The sequence below is a fragment of the Alteromonas gracilis genome, from assembly GCF_002993325.1.
In the GTDB taxonomy this organism is placed as follows: Bacteria; Pseudomonadota; Gammaproteobacteria; order Enterobacterales; family Alteromonadaceae; genus Alteromonas; species Alteromonas gracilis.
Window position 1 is genome coordinate 195,947 of record NZ_PVNO01000025.1, and the last position, 20,214, is coordinate 216,160.

The 20,214-nt window shown below is 45.1% G+C and carries 14 protein-coding genes; 9 read left to right on the plus strand and 5 right to left on the minus strand.

All coding sequences use genetic code 11. The features are described 5' to 3' along the window. The first annotated feature begins 101 nt into the window (after positions 1-101). On the plus strand, positions 102-521 hold the full coding sequence (locus tag C6Y39_RS09405) for a CBS domain-containing protein (RefSeq protein ID WP_105931453.1): 420 nt from the start codon (positions 102-104) through the stop codon (positions 519-521). A gap of 68 nt (positions 522-589) precedes the next feature. On the opposite strand, the gene C6Y39_RS09410 is transcribed toward C6Y39_RS09405, so the two are convergent. The 3 genes from C6Y39_RS09410 to C6Y39_RS09420 form a co-directional block, all read right to left on the minus strand. Continuing rightward, positions 590-2,809: a phytase gene (locus C6Y39_RS09410; RefSeq protein ID WP_105931454.1), complete on the minus strand. Its 2,220-nt coding sequence runs from the start codon at positions 2,807-2,809 to the stop codon at positions 590-592. A gap of 5 nt (positions 2,810-2,814) precedes the next feature. Further along, a complete protein-coding gene (locus tag C6Y39_RS09415; protein ID WP_240618855.1) occupies positions 2,815-3,933 on the minus strand; it encodes a metallophosphoesterase in 1,119 nt (372 codons plus the stop codon). 81 nt (positions 3,934-4,014) lie between these two features. Further along, positions 4,015-6,720, minus strand: coding sequence for a TonB-dependent receptor (locus tag C6Y39_RS09420; protein WP_105931013.1), 2,706 nt, complete (start codon positions 6,718-6,720; stop codon positions 4,015-4,017). A gap of 447 nt (positions 6,721-7,167) precedes the next feature. Here C6Y39_RS09420 and C6Y39_RS09425 point away from each other — a divergent pair, with 447 nt between their 5' ends. The 6 genes from C6Y39_RS09425 (at position 7,168) to C6Y39_RS09450 (ending at position 16,200) form a co-directional block, all read left to right on the plus strand. Beyond that, positions 7,168-8,079: a diguanylate cyclase domain-containing protein gene (locus tag C6Y39_RS09425; protein ID WP_105931014.1), complete on the plus strand. Its 912-nt coding sequence runs from the start codon at positions 7,168-7,170 to the stop codon at positions 8,077-8,079. A 49-nt stretch (positions 8,080-8,128) separates the two neighbouring features. Next, entirely contained in the window at positions 8,129-9,391 is a 1,263-nt protein-coding gene (locus C6Y39_RS09430) for an AraC family transcriptional regulator ligand-binding domain-containing protein (protein WP_105931015.1), read from the plus strand. 286 nt (positions 9,392-9,677) lie between these two features. Further along, positions 9,678-11,024: a Na+/H+ antiporter NhaC family protein gene (locus C6Y39_RS09435; protein ID WP_105931016.1), complete on the plus strand. Its 1,347-nt coding sequence runs from the start codon at positions 9,678-9,680 to the stop codon at positions 11,022-11,024. Between the two features lie 100 nt (positions 11,025-11,124). Continuing rightward, positions 11,125-15,132: an ATP-dependent RNA helicase HrpA gene (hrpA, locus tag C6Y39_RS09440; RefSeq protein WP_105931017.1), complete on the plus strand. Its 4,008-nt coding sequence runs from the start codon at positions 11,125-11,127 to the stop codon at positions 15,130-15,132. Between the two features lie 184 nt (positions 15,133-15,316). After that, complete coding sequence (locus C6Y39_RS09445) at positions 15,317-15,619, plus strand: PilZ domain-containing protein (RefSeq protein ID WP_105931018.1); 303 nt, start codon at positions 15,317-15,319, stop codon at positions 15,617-15,619. A 329-nt stretch (positions 15,620-15,948) separates the two neighbouring features. Further along, complete coding sequence (locus tag C6Y39_RS09450) at positions 15,949-16,200, plus strand: DUF2061 domain-containing protein (RefSeq protein WP_105931019.1); 252 nt, start codon at positions 15,949-15,951, stop codon at positions 16,198-16,200. A gap of 94 nt (positions 16,201-16,294) precedes the next feature. Here the strand turns inward: C6Y39_RS09450 and C6Y39_RS09455 are convergent, their stop codons facing one another. Next, complete coding sequence (locus C6Y39_RS09455) at positions 16,295-17,488, minus strand: class I SAM-dependent rRNA methyltransferase (protein WP_105931020.1); 1,194 nt, start codon at positions 17,486-17,488, stop codon at positions 16,295-16,297. Between the two features lie 152 nt (positions 17,489-17,640). Between C6Y39_RS09455 and C6Y39_RS09460 the strand changes: the two genes are divergently transcribed. Beyond that, positions 17,641-18,618: an NAD(P)H-quinone oxidoreductase gene (locus C6Y39_RS09460; protein ID WP_105931021.1), complete on the plus strand. Its 978-nt coding sequence runs from the start codon at positions 17,641-17,643 to the stop codon at positions 18,616-18,618. Positions 18,619-18,829: 211 nt separating this feature from the next. On the opposite strand, the gene rnhA is transcribed toward C6Y39_RS09460, so the two are convergent. Further along, entirely contained in the window at positions 18,830-19,300 is a 471-nt protein-coding gene (gene rnhA, locus C6Y39_RS09465) for a ribonuclease HI (protein ID WP_105931022.1), read from the minus strand. A gap of 97 nt (positions 19,301-19,397) precedes the next feature. Here rnhA and dnaQ point away from each other — a divergent pair, with 97 nt between their 5' ends. Next, a complete protein-coding gene (dnaQ, locus tag C6Y39_RS09470) occupies positions 19,398-20,117 on the plus strand; it encodes a DNA polymerase III subunit epsilon (RefSeq protein ID WP_105931023.1) in 720 nt (239 codons plus the stop codon). The last annotated feature ends 97 nt before the right edge of the window (positions 20,118-20,214 follow it).

Below are 20,214 nucleotides of genomic sequence, written 5' to 3' on the forward strand. Positions count from 1 at the left end.
GGGGGAAATTGCTTTCACGTATACTTAAAAATAACTAAAGTGCCGTATCGCCAATAGTTAGCAGTATCGGTCACAGTAGGCGCCGCGGCTGGAGAATGAAAATGGAATCGTTGCAAGTCAGTGATTATATGAACACTCACCCGGTAAAGCTCAACGTTGATATGCCCGTCGCGCAGGCCGTTGAAGCTTTACTAGCCAGCGGTCAGAGTGGTGGCCCGGTAATTGACAGCAAAGGTAAAGTCGTTGGTTTCTTGTCTGAGCAAGATTGCATTGCTCAAATGATTGCATCGAGTTATTACCGCGAGCAAATCTGTAGGGTGGGGGAAATTATGAAAACTCCCGTGGTTTCGGTAAAGCCCTACATGTCGGTAATTGAACTAGCGCAGCTGTTGTTAAAAGAAAAGCCTCGAGTTTACCCTGTAGTTGATGACGATGGCGTACTTTTAGGCTGTATAAACCGAACGGCGGTGCTGCGGGCTATAGATGTTCAGCTAAACGACGGGTATCGTCGCGCAGGCTGATGAGGGATGTCAAAATGTAGACAAGGAAGAGGGGACTCGTCCTTGTCTACGTTAGTTGCGCGTATTAGTTAATTCAGTTCGTGTGTACTGTTTGCTAAGCGTCTTATTGCTTCTTTTAAAGTCGCCCCAGAGACCAGTTTAAAGTTTTGTGTTTCTGATGGCATAACGTTTCTGCCGTCTTGCACTACCCACAGACCTTCGCTGTAAATACCACCTAAGTTGGCGTTGGTAGCTTCCAGCCCATCGGTTTCGGATACGCCATCAATCCCATTATTTACCTCGGCAGTGATTTGTATAAGCCCTGTATATGTCAGCTGGCCGGTGTTTTCTGTGTTAATAGCGTAGATTGCATAGCTGTTATTCCCTTGGCTTGATGCGATCAGATATTTTTGTTCATCAACGGTAAATAGCGCCAACCCCTCAATATCCGCTTCAACTGGCGGCGTGATTGCTGCAATAAATGTAGGTGTATTATCAGTAGAGCTGATATCTAGCGCCCAAACACCAGCAGCTTCCTCACCAAGGTAAGCGGTATTGGTTTGCGTATCTACCACGCAACCTTCAGGCTGTGATGGAAGAGAAAACGACTGGCTTAACTTTCCTTCCACTACCTTATTTTCTTTGATTAATAATTTGTATCGCTCGAAGCGACCACTGGTGTCGTTCGCAAACACATGAGCTATACCGTCATCAACATAAAGGCACATTCCGTAAATGTCGCTAAGCGTTGTTTTGATCTCGCCTAAATGGGCGAGGTTGCCGTTTTTATCTATATCAAAAACAGACAAACTATTGTGTGAGCGGTTTGAAGCAACAGCAATGTCGGTAAACCTTTTATCGCCACTGCTGTTCATACTGTTTACGGCAACCTTGTATCCAACGTCGACGTTATTGACTCTCCCCACGGCTAGGCTTTGATGCTGCTTACCTAAAAGATCATAGGTATTCAACGCGCCTTTTTTATCAGTGCCCACTATGCGGCTTTGAGAAGGGGTCTGTGCGTTCACCCAAATAGCAGGGTCGTCAGCCGCATCTCCGTAGTTTTGCACCGGCTGCGTTTCAGCAGATGGAAAAACATTAACTGTAGAATGCTTGGAAAAGTCATCATTTTTACTTGTATCTGTTTCGTTTTCGTTAGAAAGACACCCATCGTTAAAATAAGCGTCAGACAACTTACTAGGCAGTTTAGCCATGAAAAAGTTACCGGATGCGTCATCGTCTACGATTAGCGAAATACGTGGCTCTTTCTTATGTATAGATATGGGCAAGTGAATAAATTCAGGCTCAATGCTTTCAGCTATTCCACCTGTGTCTTGCATCAAAGTTATGAACTGAGCATGACATTGATTTTGTAGCCACACGCCGCTTTTATCCGGGCTAACCCAGCCAACAAGGCTACCGTTTAAATGTGAGATGTTGTTCGACACAGTGCTCACACCTTCAACCGGCGTATCTGCGTCATGAAAAATAAGCGTTTTTTCTAGTTCACTTTCAATATGGGCATCAATCCTCCAAACCCCAGCAAACTCATCCGCCAAATAGATGTTTTGCGTATTAAGATCGACACTACAGCTCTTGATTCCTGGGCCTATGGCAAAATCACGAAGCGGTAAAAACTGGTCATTGTGCAGTTCATACTGGTTGAGGGTGCCAGTGGCATCAACATTGACGATATGGGGCGTTCCGCTAGCACTAGTGGCTGCGCATAGTGCTTCTGAGCCTTTAGTCGGTTGGCTAAGTCGTTGTTCCTTATCCAGGGTATCAACAGGCAAGCGATAAACTTCTATATGTTGCGTGTTGTTATTAAACACTACCAAAGACACCCATTGCTTATTTTCTGAGGTAATCACTTCAGCGTGTGCAAGCGCAAAGCTGCCCTCGATAAATTGAGTTTTACCTAGGCGGTTAGTTAGCGAAATGCCTTTATACTCGTTTATTTGAAGGTGAATAGCTTGGGTGTCTTCGTAAGAATGACTTTTTTCTGAGGGCGTTACTTCAAGCGTGTGGTTGGCATGGGTGTCATTGTAAGTTCGTGACTCAGGCTCTGAAGTTTTTGTGCTGTTAGCCTGGATGTCTTTATAAGTATGAACATTGCTTTGGTAATAGAGCGTTTGTTCAAAACCTTTTTTAAGGTGTGTAAGCGTAAGTACAGTACCTGTGGGCGCGACTTCAGTTTTTGAAGCTGTCGTATCTTGCGCTGCACAGCTAAAGAGTGTGGCTAGAGCGCCGGTAAAAACGGCGGTCTTTGCTAATGCGCGGTGTAGCGCTTTTGTTTTTTGATTATCCATTGTCATTATTGATCCTGAGTCGTGGTCGTCGAAGACGCTTTACTGGCTTTATTCATTGTGTGGGTGTAAATCGTCTTCCCATTGTGATCGATGTAATTAAGGAAGATGTTTTTAGCTGTCACGCTCACACTGACAAAGCCGCCCGTCGATTTTGCGAATTGTGTAAAGTCGTAATTACCAACCGGGCGCACTTCTGAGCCGCCACCGGATACAACGTGTACCAGGTCATCCCCGGGTAATTGATTGTGCTGAAGATCGTGCTCGTGCCCAGCAACATAAAGGTTTACCCCATGTTTGTGGAAAATGGGTTCTAACACGTCTTTGATAGCTTCTGTTTTGCCATAGCGTTTACCACTTGAATAAAGTGGATGATGTCCAATGACAACTTTCCAGGTGTATTGCTCTTTAGCCAACATCGCATTTATCCAAGCAAGCTGCTCAGACGTTCCTTGTGAGTAGGCTTCCTGGTATTTAGCTTCGCCTGCATAGTCGGGGTTTAGCGGAGACGTATCGATAAATAACAAGAGTGCTGAGCTTCCATCGTCAAGCTTTAACGTCTTACTGTAATACTGCGCCGGCATTTCCCAACGTCGACTCTTAGTGCTGTAATCTATTTGCGCCTGCCAGTTACCCCGATAGTCATGGTTACCCAGCACAGGGTACCAGTCGATGAATAGGTGAGGTTGATGATAAATGTTTTCGTAAGAAGACAGCCAGTACGGGTCGTCAATTGACCCAACGCCATTATCGTAGAAGTTATCGCCGGTGGTTGCGATAAATTCGGCATCTAATTGGTAGCTTGCAATATCTAGCCATTTAGCAACGTGTTTTTGATAAAAGTGACCGTTGCGGCCCCAGTCACCTAACGTTAAAAAAGAAACTGCGTCATCCGGTACCGATAAACCTTCAATCGTGGTGTGCGCATAGTAACTCTGTGAATACTGCGCGTTGGTAGCCTTCGCATTTTCAATAGCTACGTTAGTTCTTGCCGCGGAATGAGCGGGGCTTGTTTGCTCTGCCTCTACAAACTCTGAAGTAAGGCAGCAGGTGAAACAAAACGCAACCGCAAACAAGGTTGCGAATGTTGGCTTTGTGGTAGGGAGAAATGTGGATAAACCGTGCATGAAAGACTCTCAAAAGCAGATGACGCAAGCCCCACGATAGAAGCTTGCGAACAACTGAACATTAACAACAAATAAAAGTGACTAGTTAAGCTGCCAAGTAAAACCTAGCTCGAAGGTACGGCCATACTCTTCGTACTGCGCGTTTTGACTACGCGTATCAAAGTAGTTATAGAAAGGCTCGTCACCTAGGTTAATGCCGTTGAAATACACCTGCATGCTGTCGTTAATGTAATAACGGGCCATGAAATCAATCTGTACGTGGTCATCTTCAAATCTCAACATATCACCATCAATTTCTTCAAAGTTTTCACTTTTATACGTAGTGGCAAGACGTACGCTGAAATCATTCGCTTCGTAACCAATGGTCAAGTTACCAATGCGATCTGATTGGTTAGGTAACTGTGTTTCGAACGTTTCGCCATCTAAGAACGTGGTGGCCTCAGAGTCGGTGAACGTTGCGTTGGCAGATACAATAAACCCGTTATTGAAGGCTTTGACCCAAGAAAGTTCCAAACCAGTTAAGTCAGCAGAGTTGCCATTAATTGGCTGAATAACTTCTTCAAAGCCTTCCCAGCCGGTGGTACCCGCAACATCTGCATACACAACAAAGTTGTCAATGTTCTTGTAGAACAATCCTGCCGAAATTACGCCAATGTCACCAGGGTAGTATTCAAGTGACAAATCAACGTTTTGTGCTTCATAAGGCTGAAGCTCTGGGTTGCCCACTTCTGCCTCACGTTCCGTAACGAATACGCCATCGTCTTCTTCGGTTTTACTTTCGATAATTTGAAACGCAGCCACATCTTCAAATTTTGGACGTGAAATGGTTTGCGTGTAGGCGGCACGAAGCTGTAGCTTGTCAGAAAACGTATATCTGGCGTTTACACTCGGTAGCCAGTAGTCATAATCGCGTTCAGCTTCCCATGGTGTGTTGACCACTTCTTCTACATCGGTTTGCTCGTTTTCAACTAGCTCTACGCGCATGCCTGACGTTGAAAAGTCGGTACGCTCATAGCGAACACCGGCGACCAAGTGAAGCTTTTCAATATCAACGCTGCCCATTACGTAGGCGGCAAAAATATCTTCTTCATTTACATACGTGGCACCGCGAGATTCAACTTCTGAATTAAGGCTGTCTACTTCAAGGCTTGAGCGGTTATCGTTAAAGTAGCTGCGCATTACGCCGCGGTTCAGCCCAGGGCCGAAGTCACCAAGTGCATACTCAGGGCTAGCAGTACCAAACTGAGAGGCATCTAGCCCGTCAAAGTCACCATCAAAAATCGTGATGCTGCTGTCTCTGTCTTTTTCTCGGCTGCGGTATTTTGAACCGAATTTGAATTCACCAATGTACCCACCCAGGTTAACAGGGCGTGATGCGTCAAATTTAATACTGGTTTCGGTATCTTTGGTGTAGTTATCTTCAAAACTGATTTCATCTACTTCATAGGTAGATAAGTCCATTGCATCAGCGTTTTGCGACACTGTTGGGCGCATGGTGTTTAAATCAGCGCTAATGCTGTCGTTTTCTGTTTTAAAGACATAGTACAAAGCGTCTGGTTCGTCTTCATCAGACTTTGCATAACCAAGTTGCCAGTTTGCTCTCCACGTGTCTAATTGGTGCTCACCACCTAGTGCCACTGTAAAGATGCTTTGACTTTCGTAACGATCTTTACTTTCTCTTTCTATTTCCGAGTCTTCACCGTCAAAAGTGAAAATGTTGCCTTGACGGTATTCGTCATCAGAAAATTCACTATATAGTGTGCGAAGGAAATACTGGTTGTTGAAGTCGGGGCGAAAATCAATGTTTAGTGCACTACCTAAACGTTCGCGAGTGATTGTGTAGTCACGTTGCTCAAGCTCGTCATCACCGTTACTTTCAACGTTATCCGAGCCAAAGTCTCTGTCAAAGTAAGAGATAGCGCCGGCCACACCCCATTCAGATGAAAGTTTTTTAGTAAAAGTACCGGACAACTTTGGACTGGTTTTATCCACTAAATCGTTTTGACTTGCTTGAACGGTGACGCTTGCGGTATCACGGGCTTTATCGAAGGCGCTTACGCTTTTTACCGCCACCGAGCCACCGATGGCGTCGCCGTCCATATCTGGCGTAACAGATTTCGATACTTCTAATGTTTGAATAAGTTCAGAAGGAATAACGTCAAGTGCAACAGAGCGCACGCCAGACTCTGGAGAAGGAATATTCAAACCGTTGATGGTTACGTTATTAAGGTTGGGGTCGATACCGCGAATTCCTACAAAGCGACCTTCGCCTTGGTCACGTTCTATAGAAAGGCCGGGCAGACGTTGTAGGGATTCCGCAGCGTTCTGGTCAGGAAATTGACCAATAGCGTCTGCCGAAACAATAGATGAGATACGGTCAGATACGCGCTGCTGGTTGATGGCGCTTGCCTGTCCGCTTCGTTGACCTCGCACCAGAATCTCATCAATGGTATCGCCGCTACCAAATTCGACGGCAGCGCGGGCAATACCATTGTCTGTCACGTTAATCGTTTGCGTGACGGTATCTTCACCAAGATAAGAGATTTCTAAGGTGTAAGTGCCTTCAGGGATAGAAGGGAAGCGAAACGTGCCGTCTCTGCCTGCTTCAGTGGTAAGGCCTAGCTCGATAAGTTTGATTCGTGCGCCGGCATAGCTTCGAGCCTTGGCGGCATCTTTTACTGAGCCAATAATAACACCATCAGCCGCCATAGCAGGTGAAGCAATGCTTAGGCCTAGTGCCGTAACGCAAGCAAGTGCAAGAGAAGAGTACGCGGTTTTAATTTTCATTTGTTTTCCAATCAATTAAGCAGTCAAAAGGAGTGTTTAGTAAGTGCTAAGTTAACGAGAGAGTACCCTAAGAATCCCGCATGACAGTTATATGACGATTTGATGTTTGTAAAAAGACGTACCGGTTAAAACCCTAGCGACAAGAATTTTTTGAGCTAAATTGACCCTTTCTTATGATTATGATTTTAATGGTTTTTTTGCGAAATAAAGACAGGGGTAGAAATATTTGCCATGAAGATGTCACATTGATGAGCCAAACTGACCCTCGACACTGCGAACTTATTTAGGCAAGACTCCACGCTTCAACCTTGAAAAGTCAACGCTTCGTGGCGGCATTTGATAACGATTTTTCTGTGCTTGACTAACAAGGTCTACGCAACCTAGCGCGCTTATCAACAGTAGAACAGTTTGCAGTGTGCAAAATATTAAGAGATACCAAGAGGCATTATGTTTACCTTTACCAATAATACCCAGTTTGGACATCATAAATTGTGGCTCGCATTTACCATTAGCGTTGTCGCATTTGCTATGTGTTTATCATTTTCTGTCGGTAACGCCAAACAAAGTGCTGACATTTCAGGGTTAGATATCGTAGGGGAGGGAAGTATTGTCTTACTTACGCTTGCTTGGATACTCGCAGCACTTGCCAGCCGACCGCCCGGTAAAGTTACAAGCCTTCTTGTTTTTGGGCTGGGATTCTTCTTGTTCTCGGCTACCTTAGATTTTTTGGATGAGTTTTTACATTACCCTGAAAGTGCACATTGGATAAGCATGATAGAGTCTTACCCTGCAGCCGTTGGAATGGTGGTGATGACAGCTGCCCTTTACCAGTGGCATCTTGAACAGAGAGCGCTCAATTTGCAGCTAAGACGCCGTGAATGGGACTATCGCGATCATGACAAAATTGACCCGATAACCCAGCTTTATCGCGCAGAATACTGGAAAGAACAAATTTACAAGCTCCAGCAAGTTAATAAAACAGCTGTGCTCGCCATCATAGATATCAACAATTTCTCCGTGTTTAACCAGCAATATGGATACGCGGAAGGAGACCGGTATCTCCACGAAATTGCCCAGCTTGTGGTAATGAACTTGCGTCAACATGACCTAGCTTGCCGCTATGCTGGCGATCGCTTTGCTATTCTTTTACCGGATGTGTCGCCGACTCAGGCCGATATCATTATTAATGAGATAAAGGTCAGTATTCAGCACCTCGCTTTCAGACACAATTTAAACGCTAATGCGATTTATACGACGGCCCGAAGTACGCACGTAACGCTGTTGCCCAATCAGAAGCTTTCCGCAGTCTTAAACGCAATGCTTTTTGAACTTGAACGGCCCCAAAAAAGCGCCGCGTAATCGACAATATAATGAATAAAAAAGCGATTTTTAGCGCAGCAAAGGCCAGATGGAATTGAGCATACCAAGTTATCCAGCAGAAGCGACACCGTCATTACTCGATGACGGCAGCGATACGCTTTGTGAAAGCAAGAAGCGTTCGTCTGAGCTAGCTTCAATGGATATTGATGTAAAACGCAATGCTGGTATGGGGGGCTCTGCAAAAGACACAGCAAAAAACACTACAATAGATAATGTCGATGCATTTTGCGTGGATGTCTTTGCTAGTTCTGATGTTGTGCAGTCAATACACGATAAGGTCATTGCGGGTTATTGGTTGGTTAAGGCTGTACTTGACGTTTCAATTACCCGTGGCGCGAACAAAAACAAGTTGTTCAGGGGCACAGGTATTTTTGAAGACACGCTGCAGCCTAATTCGTTGATCAGTATTAAACAATACCAGTCACTACTTGCCAATGTTCAAAGTCAAACAAAAGGCGCAGACGTCAGCTTTCTACTGGGCAATGCGTTAGCCTCGCAGTGGTTGCGCAGCCCTTTACACGTTTTGCAAACCTGCGATACGCTGCAGGGACTGCTGACTCACCTTGTACAGCATCAGGCATTTCGATGGAGCAGTATGCCCTTATGTCAATATCAGCGCTTTGATATTCACGGTAAGATAATTTTGGTCCCTCAATTTACCCCGGCCAATGTGAAAATGGCACAGTTTTTCAGCGAAGTAGGATTTGCCACCTTAATTGCCCTTTTAAAAGGTATCGGTAAACGACGGGTTCCGGCTTCTTTTTCTTTTACCTGCCCACGGCCAAAAAATATCGCTGATTTTGAAACTCATTTAGGACTTAAACTTACCTTTAATTGTCCAGTCAGCAGTATTAGCATTGAAAAAAGCGCGTTACATGAATCACTGTCAGCGTCTATTAATAGTGCATCGGATATAACCAATGAGCCTGCATTAGCAACGCATGCTGGCCTCACACTTCCCCCACTTATTTCACTTTCTGACTATGTAAGAAGTCATGTCTACCAATCGATAAGAGCGGGGCATTCGGGAAGTACTCTGCCCGAGCTTGCCAAAAATTTAACCATTAGCCCAGCTACACTCAAGCGCAAGTTGAAAGAGTTCAATACCAGCTATCGTCAATTATCAGAAGAAGTCTGGCGCAACTACGCGTTAATTTTGCTGTCTGTATATAAAGCCAATAACGAAGAGGCGGCCAGTAAAATGGGTATCAACGATTTACCTAATTTTCGCCGTACAATTAAGCGGCTAACGGGCAAAACCCCGAGTGAGCTAAGACTCTTAAACACGTAACTTGTGTAAACCCGAGTAATTCCCTTTTCAATAGCGCTAAAAACTTTTATCCTCTCCCGCTTATGTTTTTACGTTCTTAAATTATGAAAGACGCAATGTTTATCGCGCTACATTATTAACGTAAAAATTGATGTAATATCTGCTAAAGCTGCAGCAAACCATGCGTGTAAAGGTCTTAAGTGCTTAGATTGTCTGTTTATTTGCGATCCAGAAAGGCCAAATCCAAGACGGCACCGTTGTCGCTAATCACTTGTAGATAAGTATAAAATCAAAAGAGAGTTTTCCTGTGCGCGAAAATAACGCTACTGCACCACCTTCTGTATTGCCCAATGCGATGGGTCTAACGCCAATACTGCTTTTTGTGGTTCTTGTCGTCGTTACGGGGATCACTACGAACGACATTACAGCAATGCCAATTTTAGTGGCGTTTTTTATAAGCGCTGGGTATGGCTTGTGTTTAAATCCGAAAGGGAAAAAGATTAGTTTCTCTGAAAAAGTTCAGACTTTTTGTAAAGGGGGCGGTGATAAAAATATTATTCTCTTGGTGCTCATATTCCTATTGGCCGGCGCGTTTTATGCGGTGACCATTGATATTGGTGCACGGGATGCCACGGTGAATATGGCGCTGCAATTTGTGCCCTCGGCACTGATATTGCCAGGCCTGTTTTTGATTTGCTGTTTTATATCATTTTCTATGGGCACGTCGATGGGCACCATTACCGCGTTATCTCCTATAGGTGCAGGCCTTGCCACAAGCTTAGGTCTGCCGGTGGAAATGGCGCTAGGTATTGTCGTAGGTGGCGCTATGTTTGGTGATAACTTGTCGTTCGTGTCAGATACCACCATTGCTGCAACGCGTACCCAAGGAGTGCAGCTTAAAGATAAGTTTAGGGCGAACTTAATGGTTGCCGTGCCAGCCTGCATCGTTACCATGGGGTTACTGCTTATGGTCGATGTAGACACATCAGGTATCGTTGAAGGTGGCAGCTATGATTTCTGGCGCATAGTTCCTTATCTGTGCATTATTGCTTTCGCGCTCACCGGATTTAATGTTATCAGCGTTTTGGCGGTTGGTATTGCTAGTGCCTGTGTTGTTGGATTGGTGCAAGAAAGCTTTACCATGCTCTCGATGATGCAAAGCATTCAAAAGGGGATGGGCTGGATGCAAGACTTGGCGATGATTGCCATTACCATAGGAGGCATTGTAGCGCTTATGCACGCCAATGGCGGCATTGCTTGGTTAATTGAACGTTTAACGCGCAGAGTAACGTCTAAAAAGGGTGCAGAGTTTAGTATTGCTGGTTTAGTCAGCTTTCTGGATATCACCACCGCGAACAACACTATCGCGATTGTTACCGCAGGCCCGATTGCTAAAGATTTGAATAAAAAGTACGGCGTTGACCCTCGTCGTACCGCATCATTGCTGGATATCTTTTCATGCAGTTTTCAAGGTTTAGTGCCCTACGGAGCGCAGCTCTTAAGTGCTGCTGCGGTAGTGGGGATTTCACCTTTAGCCATCACGCCTTACTGCTGGTACCCCATGCTCATATTTGTGTTTGGCGTAGCGGCGATTTGGTTTGGATTCCCCCGTTTTAAAACCCCCCAAAACGATGAACTAACCCAAAGCGCTTAAAATCACGTAACGCTTAACACACTAGCTTTTTAGGGCGGTATCTTCTAGGATCACCGCCCGAATTTTATTGACGTATAGAAAAACTCTGTAGGATGCAACTTTGTCTTCACCACTTGCAATAAAACCTCTCTATAACAAACTTGATGACTGCTTAAGCGCCGATAAATTTCGTCTAAAGCGCCGCATAACGCAACTTATGCAAAAAGCAAATGGCGCGTCTTTGGGTAATAAAGAGCAAGCCAAAAACGGCGGTTCGGTAAATAAAAGCACGCTTAAGCCAGCCAGTGATGAATCACAAAATGAGAGTGTGCTTAACGAAGACAATTTACGGGCACAGTTTGAAAAGCTAAACGCCGATATTGAAGCATCGATAGAAAAGCGCAGTTGGCGGAAGGCAAATTTACCTAAGGTAGAGTACCCACCGCTGCCGGTGAGCGATAAGAAAGAAGATATCAAAGAGGCCATTGCTAATAATCAGGTAGTAATTGTTGCTGGTGAAACCGGTTCAGGTAAAACCACCCAGCTGCCAAAAATCTGCTTGGAATTAGGCCGTGGTGTTAGCGGCATGATTGCCCATACCCAGCCTAGACGATTGGCGGCGCGAAGCGTTGCTACCCGCATCGCCGAAGAGCTAAATACCCCTTTAGGTGAGAAGGTAGGCTTTAAAATTCGCTTTAGCGATCAGGTTAGTGAGCGAAGCTACGTAAAACTGATGACTGACGGTATGCTGCTTGCTGAAATGCAGCAGGATCGTTTTTTAAATCAATACGATACTATCATAATCGATGAAGCCCACGAGCGTAGCCTTAATATCGACTTCTTACTGGGCTATTTGCGTCAGCTTTTAGATAAGCGCCCTGAGTTAAAGCTTATCATCACGTCCGCTACTATCGATCCTGAACGCTTTTCAAAACACTTCAATAATGCGCCAATTATCGAAGTAAGCGGTCGTACTTATCCGGTAGAAATTCGCTATCACGCCCCTGAAGATATTGATGAGGACATGGACCAAAGCGATGCTATCGTCCATGCCGTTGACGAACTTATGCGCGAGGCACCAGGTGATATTTTGGTGTTTTTAAGCGGCGAGCGTGAAATCAGGGACACGCAGGATGCCCTTAGCAAGCAGCATTATCGCAATACTGAAATCGTGCCCCTTTACGCAAGGCTATCGGCTGCAGAGCAAAACCGTATTTTCCAGTCACACAGCGGCAGACGAATCGTGCTTGCGACCAACGTGGCAGAAACCTCGTTAACTGTGCCTGGTATCAAATACGTTATAGACCCAGGCTTTGCGCGTATTTCACGATACAGCGCCAGAAGCAAAGTGCAGCGCCTACCTATTGAGCCAATTTCACAAGCATCAGCAAACCAGCGGGCAGGACGATGCGGCCGTGTTTCAGACGGTATTTGTATTCGTTTATACAGTGAAGACGACTATTTAGGGCGTCCAGAATTTACCGACCCTGAAATTCTGCGTACCAACTTAGCATCGGTTATTTTGCAAATGCTCGCCTTGGGCTTAGGCGATATTGCCGCTTTTCCTTTTGTTCAGCCACCGGACAATCGCAACATTAACGATGGCTTTCGCCTGCTTGAAGAAATTCAGGCAATAACTAAAGGGAAGGGCAAGCAGCAAGGCAAAATGCAGCTTACTTCGTTAGGGCGCCAAGTGGCACGATTGCCTATCGATCCGCGCTATGCACGTATGGTGATTGAAGCCGAACGCACCAACGCGTTAAGTGAAGTGATGGTGATAGCGGCGGGACTTTCTATCCAAGACCCACGGGAGCGCCCGCAGGAAAAACGCCAGCAAGCGGACGAGAAACACAGTGAATACCACGACAAAGACTCTGACTTTATAAGTCTTTACAACTTGTGGGTAGCGTTCAGAGAGCAACAAAATTCGCTTAGTCAAAACCAATTACGTAAATGGTGTAAGCAGAACTTTATTAACTATCTGCGCATGCGTGAATGGCAGGACATTGTGAGCCAGCTTAAAAAATCTATCGCTGAGCTAGGTTTTGGTATTTCGAAGCAAGAAGCAGACTATCAGGCTATTCACCAAGCCATTGCCAGCGGTTTGTTGTCACACATGGGCTTTAAAGACAAAGAGCGCGAGTACATGGGGTCGCGCAATTCTCGTTTCCTCATTTTTCCTGGTTCTGGCTTATCAAAGTCCCAGCCAAAATGGGTGATGGCGGCCGAACTCGTTGAAACGTCTAAGCTCTTTGCCCGAGTAGTGGCGAAAATAGATCCCGCATGGGTTGAGCCCTTAGCGGAACACGTGGTGCAAAGAAGTTATTCTGAACCGCACTGGTCGAAAAAGCGCGGAGCGGTTATCGCGTTTGAAAAAGTTACGCTGTTTGGCCTACCAATCGTGATGAAGCGGGCCAAGGTATACAGTCTCATCGACCCGGCAATCTGTCACGAGTTGTTTATTCGAGAAGCCTTGGTTGAAGGTAATACCAAGCTAAATTATAGCTTTTTGCAAGATAATCAGGCGTTACTTGAACAAGCGGATGAGTTTGAACAAAAGACCCGTAGGCGCGACCTCATTGTTGATGACGAGGAACTAGTTAGCTTTTACGCGAAGCGTATTCCTGTTGAAGCGAACAACGATGCTGCGTTTAAAAAATGGTTTAGACAGCACGGTAGCAATGACGGCTTAACTTTTAAGGAAGAAGACGTTTATCGTCAGCAGCCAGGTCAATCGGTAGCCAATGCTTTTCCGGATGTATGGCGTCAAGGCAACATTACTTTACCGCTGCGTTACAACTTTGAGCCCAACGCTGAAGATGATGGTGTTACCGTAGTTATTCCACTGCCTGTGCTTAATCAGGTAGATAACGTCGGATTCGACTGGTTAGTGCCAGGGTTGAGGCACGATTTAATCGTTGGTTTAATTAAAACCTTGCCGAAACGCCTTCGCCGCAATTTTGTTCCGGCCCCCAACTTTGCAGAGGCGTGCCTTGCTGATATAAGCGAGACAGACAAGAACAACCGCCCCATAGCTATACTTGATGCCGTTACCGATAAACTGCGCAAGATGACAGGGGTTGTTATTGAAAGCGAAGAGTGGAACCTGTCACAGCTTGATAAGCATTTAAAAATGCACTTCGCCGTGGTCAATGACAGCGGTGACGATATTGCCAAAGGTGATGACCTTCATGCACTCAAACAGCAGTGCGCAGGTCAGGTGAAACAAACTTTTGAGAAGGCCGCGACCCCAGAATTAGAGCGTAGCAACATAGAGCAATGGGATTTTGAAAGCTTACCTGAGACGTTCGTCCAAAAAGTCGGTGGGTTTGAAGTGCAAGCTTTCCCTGCACTGGTTCAAAAAGGTGAAAAGGTCGACATTGCTCTAATTGAAGAGGCAGACAAAGCTCAAGTACTGCACAAACAGGGCGTTAATGTGTTGATTAAAAATGCCATGCCATCGCCACTTAACTACCTGCAAAGCAAGCTTCCCAATAAAGCTAAACTCGGCCTGTATTTTAATCCGTTTGGCCAGATAAAAGCGTTAATCGATGACTGCATTTTTGCTGGTATTGATGCCATAGTGACCGAATATAGCAAAGCTAACAATACAGATATCCGCAATAAAGCTGATTTTGAAGCATGTTTAGACATTGCACGTGCGAATATCAACGACAAAGTATTAGAGATAGCACAACAGGTTGAACAAGGGTTAACCCTTGCTCACCAATGTCAAAAGCAAATGAAAGGTAATGTGCCTTTGACCATGATTAATGCGTTAGGTGATTGTAAAGCGCACTTAGCATCGTTAGTTTTCCCTGGTTTTGTTTCAGAGATTGGTGAGCCAAGGCTCGATGACTGGAACCGATATATTAAAGGACTTGCTCGCCGTCTTGAGAAATTACCTATTGATCCGAACAAAGACAGAATGCACCAGGCTACGGTAGAAAAGTCGATTAAAGAGTGGGAAAAGGCGTGTGCGAAATATCCGAAAGGTAAAGTACCTCAAGACCTGCATGATGTGCGCTGGATGATAGAGGAGTTAAGAGTTTCTTTATTCGCCCAGCAGTTGGGCACTGCTTATCCAATATCAGCCAAACGGATCACCTTGTATCTCGCTGACTTTTAGGAGCTATCCCTCTGAATATAGCCAGTTTACCTCATTCGTTTGAATTGAATTCAAAGCAATAGAAATCAAGGGTTTTTAGTTTTGTTGAATAAATATTGAACAGGTAGATTGACAAGTTATGCGCATCCCCCTATAACAACAGATGTAGTCGTAAGCGAAGTGCTAAAAATCAGGAGAAGTAGAGATGTTGGGATACGACGATAAGCGAAATTTTTTCAGGATGATGGTAAATTCGCCGTGTCAGTTGCAAATAACCGACGATGAGTCGAGCCGGACCATGCAGGCATTGTGTAAAGATATCAGTGCTACGGGTATGTCGTTAGAGGTAGATGAACCTTCAATTGAAGTAGGTACACAAGTAAGCGTTGCGATCGAATCTTCGAGCTCGCAAATACCTTCTCTAGCAGCGTTAGCAACCGTAGTACGTTGCGAGCCTGAATCAGAATCGAGCAGTATCATAGGCGTTGAAATTTCGCAGATGAAATAAAAGACCTTCGCATATGTGTTGGCGAGGCTTTCGCTTCGCCTTCGCGATTGCCGCTATGCAGCTTTTGCTTTTATGCAGCTTTTTCGTTGCACTTCTTCGTTTTCGTCTATAGAGAATGGCCAGATTAGGCTGTTCTATTACTACGCTGTTCTGTTACTGCGTTGTCCTATCAAAGTAATCGTTCTTCGCTCTTCAATGAGTATCTACACTCTCATCTACTTTAACGAATAGCACGTTTAATTTTTTCTATTTTCTAACCACCTTCTAATTGATAATAATTCTCAATATTAAGAAAGCATTCTGATTTCAACGTTAAGAGAGTTATCACTATGAAGAAAACTATAACCTTTGCCGTTATGCACTTCACCGTAGCGTTTACCGTCGCCTATTTACTTACTGGCAGCGTTGTAGTCGGTGGAGCCGTTGCGCTTGTTGAGCCAGCAATTAATACGGTTGCATTTTACTTTCACGAAATGGTTTGGAAAAAGTTAGAAGCACGAAAAGAAGGAGCGTCATTAAAGAGCATGTCTGTGGGAATGGCGTCGAGAGCTGAAGACCAAGAAATTACGTTCGCATCCTAATGTAGTGTTGCCCAGCGGCATTCAATGAGAAGATTTTCTTTCAATAACGAGCATAAACGTGCGCCTGTGCATATTCTGTACAGGCGCTTTTGTATCAATCGTCGGTTACTTCACAAACCAGCCCTTTTAGGTAATACCCTTCTGGGTAAGTTCCGATAATAGGGTGGTCTGACGCTTGATTTAAACGTGCGATGATCTTTATGGTACGACCTGCGTCGAGCGCGGCATCGGCGACGACCTTTTGAAATAGATCGGCAGGCATTAGCCCAGAACAGCTAAACGTAAGCAGCAGCCCGCCAGACTTGACTGCGTGGATCCCGTACATGTTGATATCTTTATATCCGCGCGCAGCGCGATTCAACGTTGCTTTACTATCTACAAACTTCGGTGGGTCAAGAATAACCATATCAAACTGTTTACCTTGTTCGTGATACTCGCGAAGCGCTTTAAACACATCTTTATTGATATATTGCGCTTTGTTTTCGTCTAAACCATTTATTGCAATGTGATGCTTAGCTAAATCTAGCGCTGGTTGAGATACGTCAACGTTGGTCACCGAGTTTGCGCCGCCTGATAGGGCGTAGCATGAAAACGTACCTGTATAGCTAAAGCAATTAAGTACGTCTGCGTCTTTTGCGTAATGAGCGGCGGCTGCACGACTGTCTCGTTGGTCTAAATAAAAACCCGTCTTATGGCCGTTTTCGATATCCACTACAATGTTGATACCGTTTTCTAAAACCGTTACCTGCATGGGCGGTTCGCCATGAAGTACGCCTGTCACAGGCTCTAACCCTTCTTTTTTTCGTACATCCACATCGCTTCGCTCATAGATATGAATGTCGGGCATAAGCTTTGTGATTGCCCAGACTATTTTATCTCTGTGTTTCTCACCGCCAGCGCTTAACAATTGAACTACGGCGACATTGTCGTAAAGGTCTATTGTTATCCCGGGAAGGCCATCACTTTCTGAGGCAACCCAACGAAAAGCATTAGTTTTACTCAGGTCAAAAAGGCGTTTACGCAATGTTAAAGCGGCTTCTAGACGGCGCAGAAAGAAACCATTATCAATGCTTTCCTCTTTCTTAAACGTCCACATGCGAACGCGGATTTTTGATTCTGGCGAATATGCGCCTTTGCCTAACCAGTCGCCTTCTGAATCGTATACGTCTACCGTATCGCCAACGCGAGCCCGTCCCTTTAACTCAGCCACGGCGCTTTCGAAAACCCAAGGGTGTTTGCGGCGTAGTGATTTATCTCTAGATGGTTGTAATATAACCTGTGCTGACATATAGGCTCTCGTAATGTGTTATGCGGTACTGCGAATAGCCGCGATTATACGCAATTTCGTGTGCTCTGTGTTGAATAAACTCGAAAGAAACCCAAACTGTTCTCCAAGAAAATACGTACCGAATCTTTTGTTGAAAAGGATAATTTATCACTATGCACTATGTGGATTTCGAAAAAGGATGCAAACCCGAGGCGCTGACCGTAAATGAACGTCAAGGCTACTCCTTGTCAGAGGGTAAAGTAAAAGTAGACGTAAAGGCGTTTGGAGTAAACAGAGCCGATACTCTTCAGCGTCAGGGAAAATACCCGCCACCGCCAGGAGAGAGTGAAATTTTAGGCTTAGAAGTCGCGGGCGTGGTCTCTGAAGTCGCCAGTGATGTGAGTACGTTTAAAGAAGGGGATAAGGTCTTTGGCTTAGTTGCAGGTGGCGGATACGCAACGGAAGTATTGGTAAACCCCGCTCACCTTATGTCTATCCCTGAAGGAATGCCATTTTTCGAAGCTGCCGGTCTTACCGAGGTGTTCCTTACTGCATTTCAATGCTTGCGTACCATAGCGCACATTAAACCTGCTCAGCGTGCTCTCATTCACGGCGGTGCTAGCGGTGTTGGTTTGGCGGCTACGCAATTATGTCGCTATTGGGGTGTACATAGCGCAGTAACGGCATCAAGCAAAGAGAAACTGTCGCTGTGTGAGCAAAATGGTGCGGAACACTTAATAAATTACAAACAACAAGCGTTCGATGACGTGCTTAATAATGAGTGGCCCGAAGGTGTAGATATGGTGCTGGACATGGTGGGAGGGGACTACCTTAATCGCAACCTAAAAGTACTCAAACAAGACGGCAAAGTGGTTAATCTTGCCATGCTGGCAGGACGTTATGCAGATAATCTCGATATGGCGTTGTTGCTTGGAAAGCGTGCCTCAATCATTGGCACTACGCTGCGAAATCGCAGTGATGATTATAAGGCTGAGCTTATTCGAAATTTTGCGGCTGTGTGCCTACCCGCGTTCGAAAGTGGTGAGTTAAAGGTAAATATCGATACACATTATCATATTGATGAGGTCAGTAAGACCCATGCCAGATTAGAAAATAACGATACCCAAGGGAAATTAGTGGTTTCTTGGTAGGGAAAACTATTGGGAAGCCTGCTTGCCAGCGTTAAAAATAGAGAGGGTATTAGGGTATTCAAAGGAGCGTTATCTCGTATGAGATATCGCCCCACTTTATTTCTAAATATAGATTGGATTGGGCAAAACCGTTATCGGGTGAAACGGGCATGAGGTAATTTCAAACCAAGACGTTTTGCCTTTGTGCTCATGCTAAGCCTTTGTGCTAATGCTAGTTACTGACGAAACCCTCATCTACCTTCGTAGGGTTAGCCTCTGCGGCGCCTCTTGCTAAATCATCGCACCGTTCGTTTTCCGGGTGGCCAGAGTGGCCCTTTACCCAGTGCCAATTCACATCGTGCTTTTTAACCGCTTCATCCAAACGCTTCCACAAATCTGCGTTTTTTACTGGTTTTTTATCTGAGGTACGCCAGCCATTCTTACGCCAGTTATGGATCCACTGATTAATGCCGTTTTTTACGTATTGACTGTCGGTAGTAAGCTCTACCTTACATGGTTCAGTAAGACTATTAAGTGCTTCGATAGGCGCGAGAAGCTCCATTCGGTTGTTTGTGGTATGTGCAAAACCGTCGCTCAGCTCTTTTTTATGCTGTTTATAAATGAGTACGGCACCGTAGCCGCCGGGCCCCGGATTACCTAAACACGAACCGTCGGTGTATATATGGATGGTTTTTTGAGCCACAGCGCTTCCTTTAATTTATCTTGTCTTTTCCCTTAGCGGATTGCGAAGGGGTTGATATACTATCAAAAAATGAAAGCGTAATTATAGTAGAGGTTCCATGCGCCAAATTGTACTCGATACTGAAACCACTGGTATTGACCCCAAAGAAGGCCACCGTATTATCGAAATTGGCTGTGTTGAGTTAGTAAACCGCCGATTAACGGGGAATCACTTTCATGTGTATATCAACCCTGGTCGCCATATAGAGCAAGAGGCTATTGAAGTTCACGGTATTACCAACGAATTTCTCGCCGATAAGCCAACATTTTCACAAGTTGCTCAGGAATTTGTTAGTTTCATCAAAGGTGCTCAGCTGGTTATTCACAACGCGCCGTTCGACGTGGGCTTCATGGATCATGAATTCAAAATGCAGGCGTCAACGTCGGGCGTTATTACCAGCAAAATTTGCGATGTTCTGGATACACTTACCCTTGCTCGCCAAATGCATCCTGGGCAGAAAAATAACCTTGATGCACTGTGTAAGCGTTACGGCATAGACAACAGCCACCGTACTCTCCACGGGGCCTTGCTGGATGCTGAGATACTCGCCGATGTTTATCTGTTGATGACCGGTGGCCAAACTAAATTAAAACTCGCATCATCAGGAGGCAGTGAGACTGACTCTACTGCAATTCGCAGAGTCGTTCGCAGTGCAAATAAATTAAAGGTTGTTAAAGCTACCGCCGATGAGTTAACACAGCATGAAGCTCGCTTAGATATTGTTGAAAAGGCGGGGGGGAAATGTCTATGGCGTCCTCAGCAAGAAGAGGGGGGCTAATACTAGTTCGCATAGATAATTACTCAGTCAGCGAGAGTTAAAATGTTCGTAATAGAAGCGGACGGGTATTTGCTAGTTCACATCATATTTAACACAC

Excerpts from the sequence above, each read along its gene's own strand:
- C6Y39_RS09405 (WP_105931453.1), top strand. The coding sequence starts at position 102 with ATGGAATCGTTGCAAGTCAGTGATTATATGAACACTCACCCGGTAAAG.
- C6Y39_RS09450 (WP_105931019.1), top strand. The coding sequence starts at position 15,949 with ATGAAGAAAACTATAACCTTTGCCGTTATGCACTTCACCGTAGCGTTT.
- dnaQ (WP_105931023.1), top strand. The coding sequence starts at position 19,398 with ATGCGCCAAATTGTACTCGATACTGAAACCACTGGTATTGACCCCAAA.
- C6Y39_RS09455 (WP_105931020.1), bottom strand. The coding sequence starts at position 17,488 with ATGTCAGCACAGGTTATATTACAACCATCTAGAGATAAATCACTACGC.
- C6Y39_RS09445 (WP_105931018.1), top strand. The coding sequence starts at position 15,317 with ATGTTGGGATACGACGATAAGCGAAATTTTTTCAGGATGATGGTAAAT.
- C6Y39_RS09460 (WP_105931021.1), top strand. The coding sequence starts at position 17,641 with ATGCACTATGTGGATTTCGAAAAAGGATGCAAACCCGAGGCGCTGACC.
- C6Y39_RS09415 (WP_240618855.1), bottom strand. The coding sequence starts at position 3,933 with ATGCACGGTTTATCCACATTTCTCCCTACCACAAAGCCAACATTCGCA.
- C6Y39_RS09425 (WP_105931014.1), top strand. The coding sequence starts at position 7,168 with ATGTTTACCTTTACCAATAATACCCAGTTTGGACATCATAAATTGTGG.
- C6Y39_RS09430 (WP_105931015.1), top strand. The coding sequence starts at position 8,129 with ATGGAATTGAGCATACCAAGTTATCCAGCAGAAGCGACACCGTCATTA.
- C6Y39_RS09410 (WP_105931454.1), bottom strand. The coding sequence starts at position 2,809 with ATGGATAATCAAAAAACAAAAGCGCTACACCGCGCATTAGCAAAGACC.
- C6Y39_RS09420 (WP_105931013.1), bottom strand. The coding sequence starts at position 6,720 with ATGAAAATTAAAACCGCGTACTCTTCTCTTGCACTTGCTTGCGTTACG.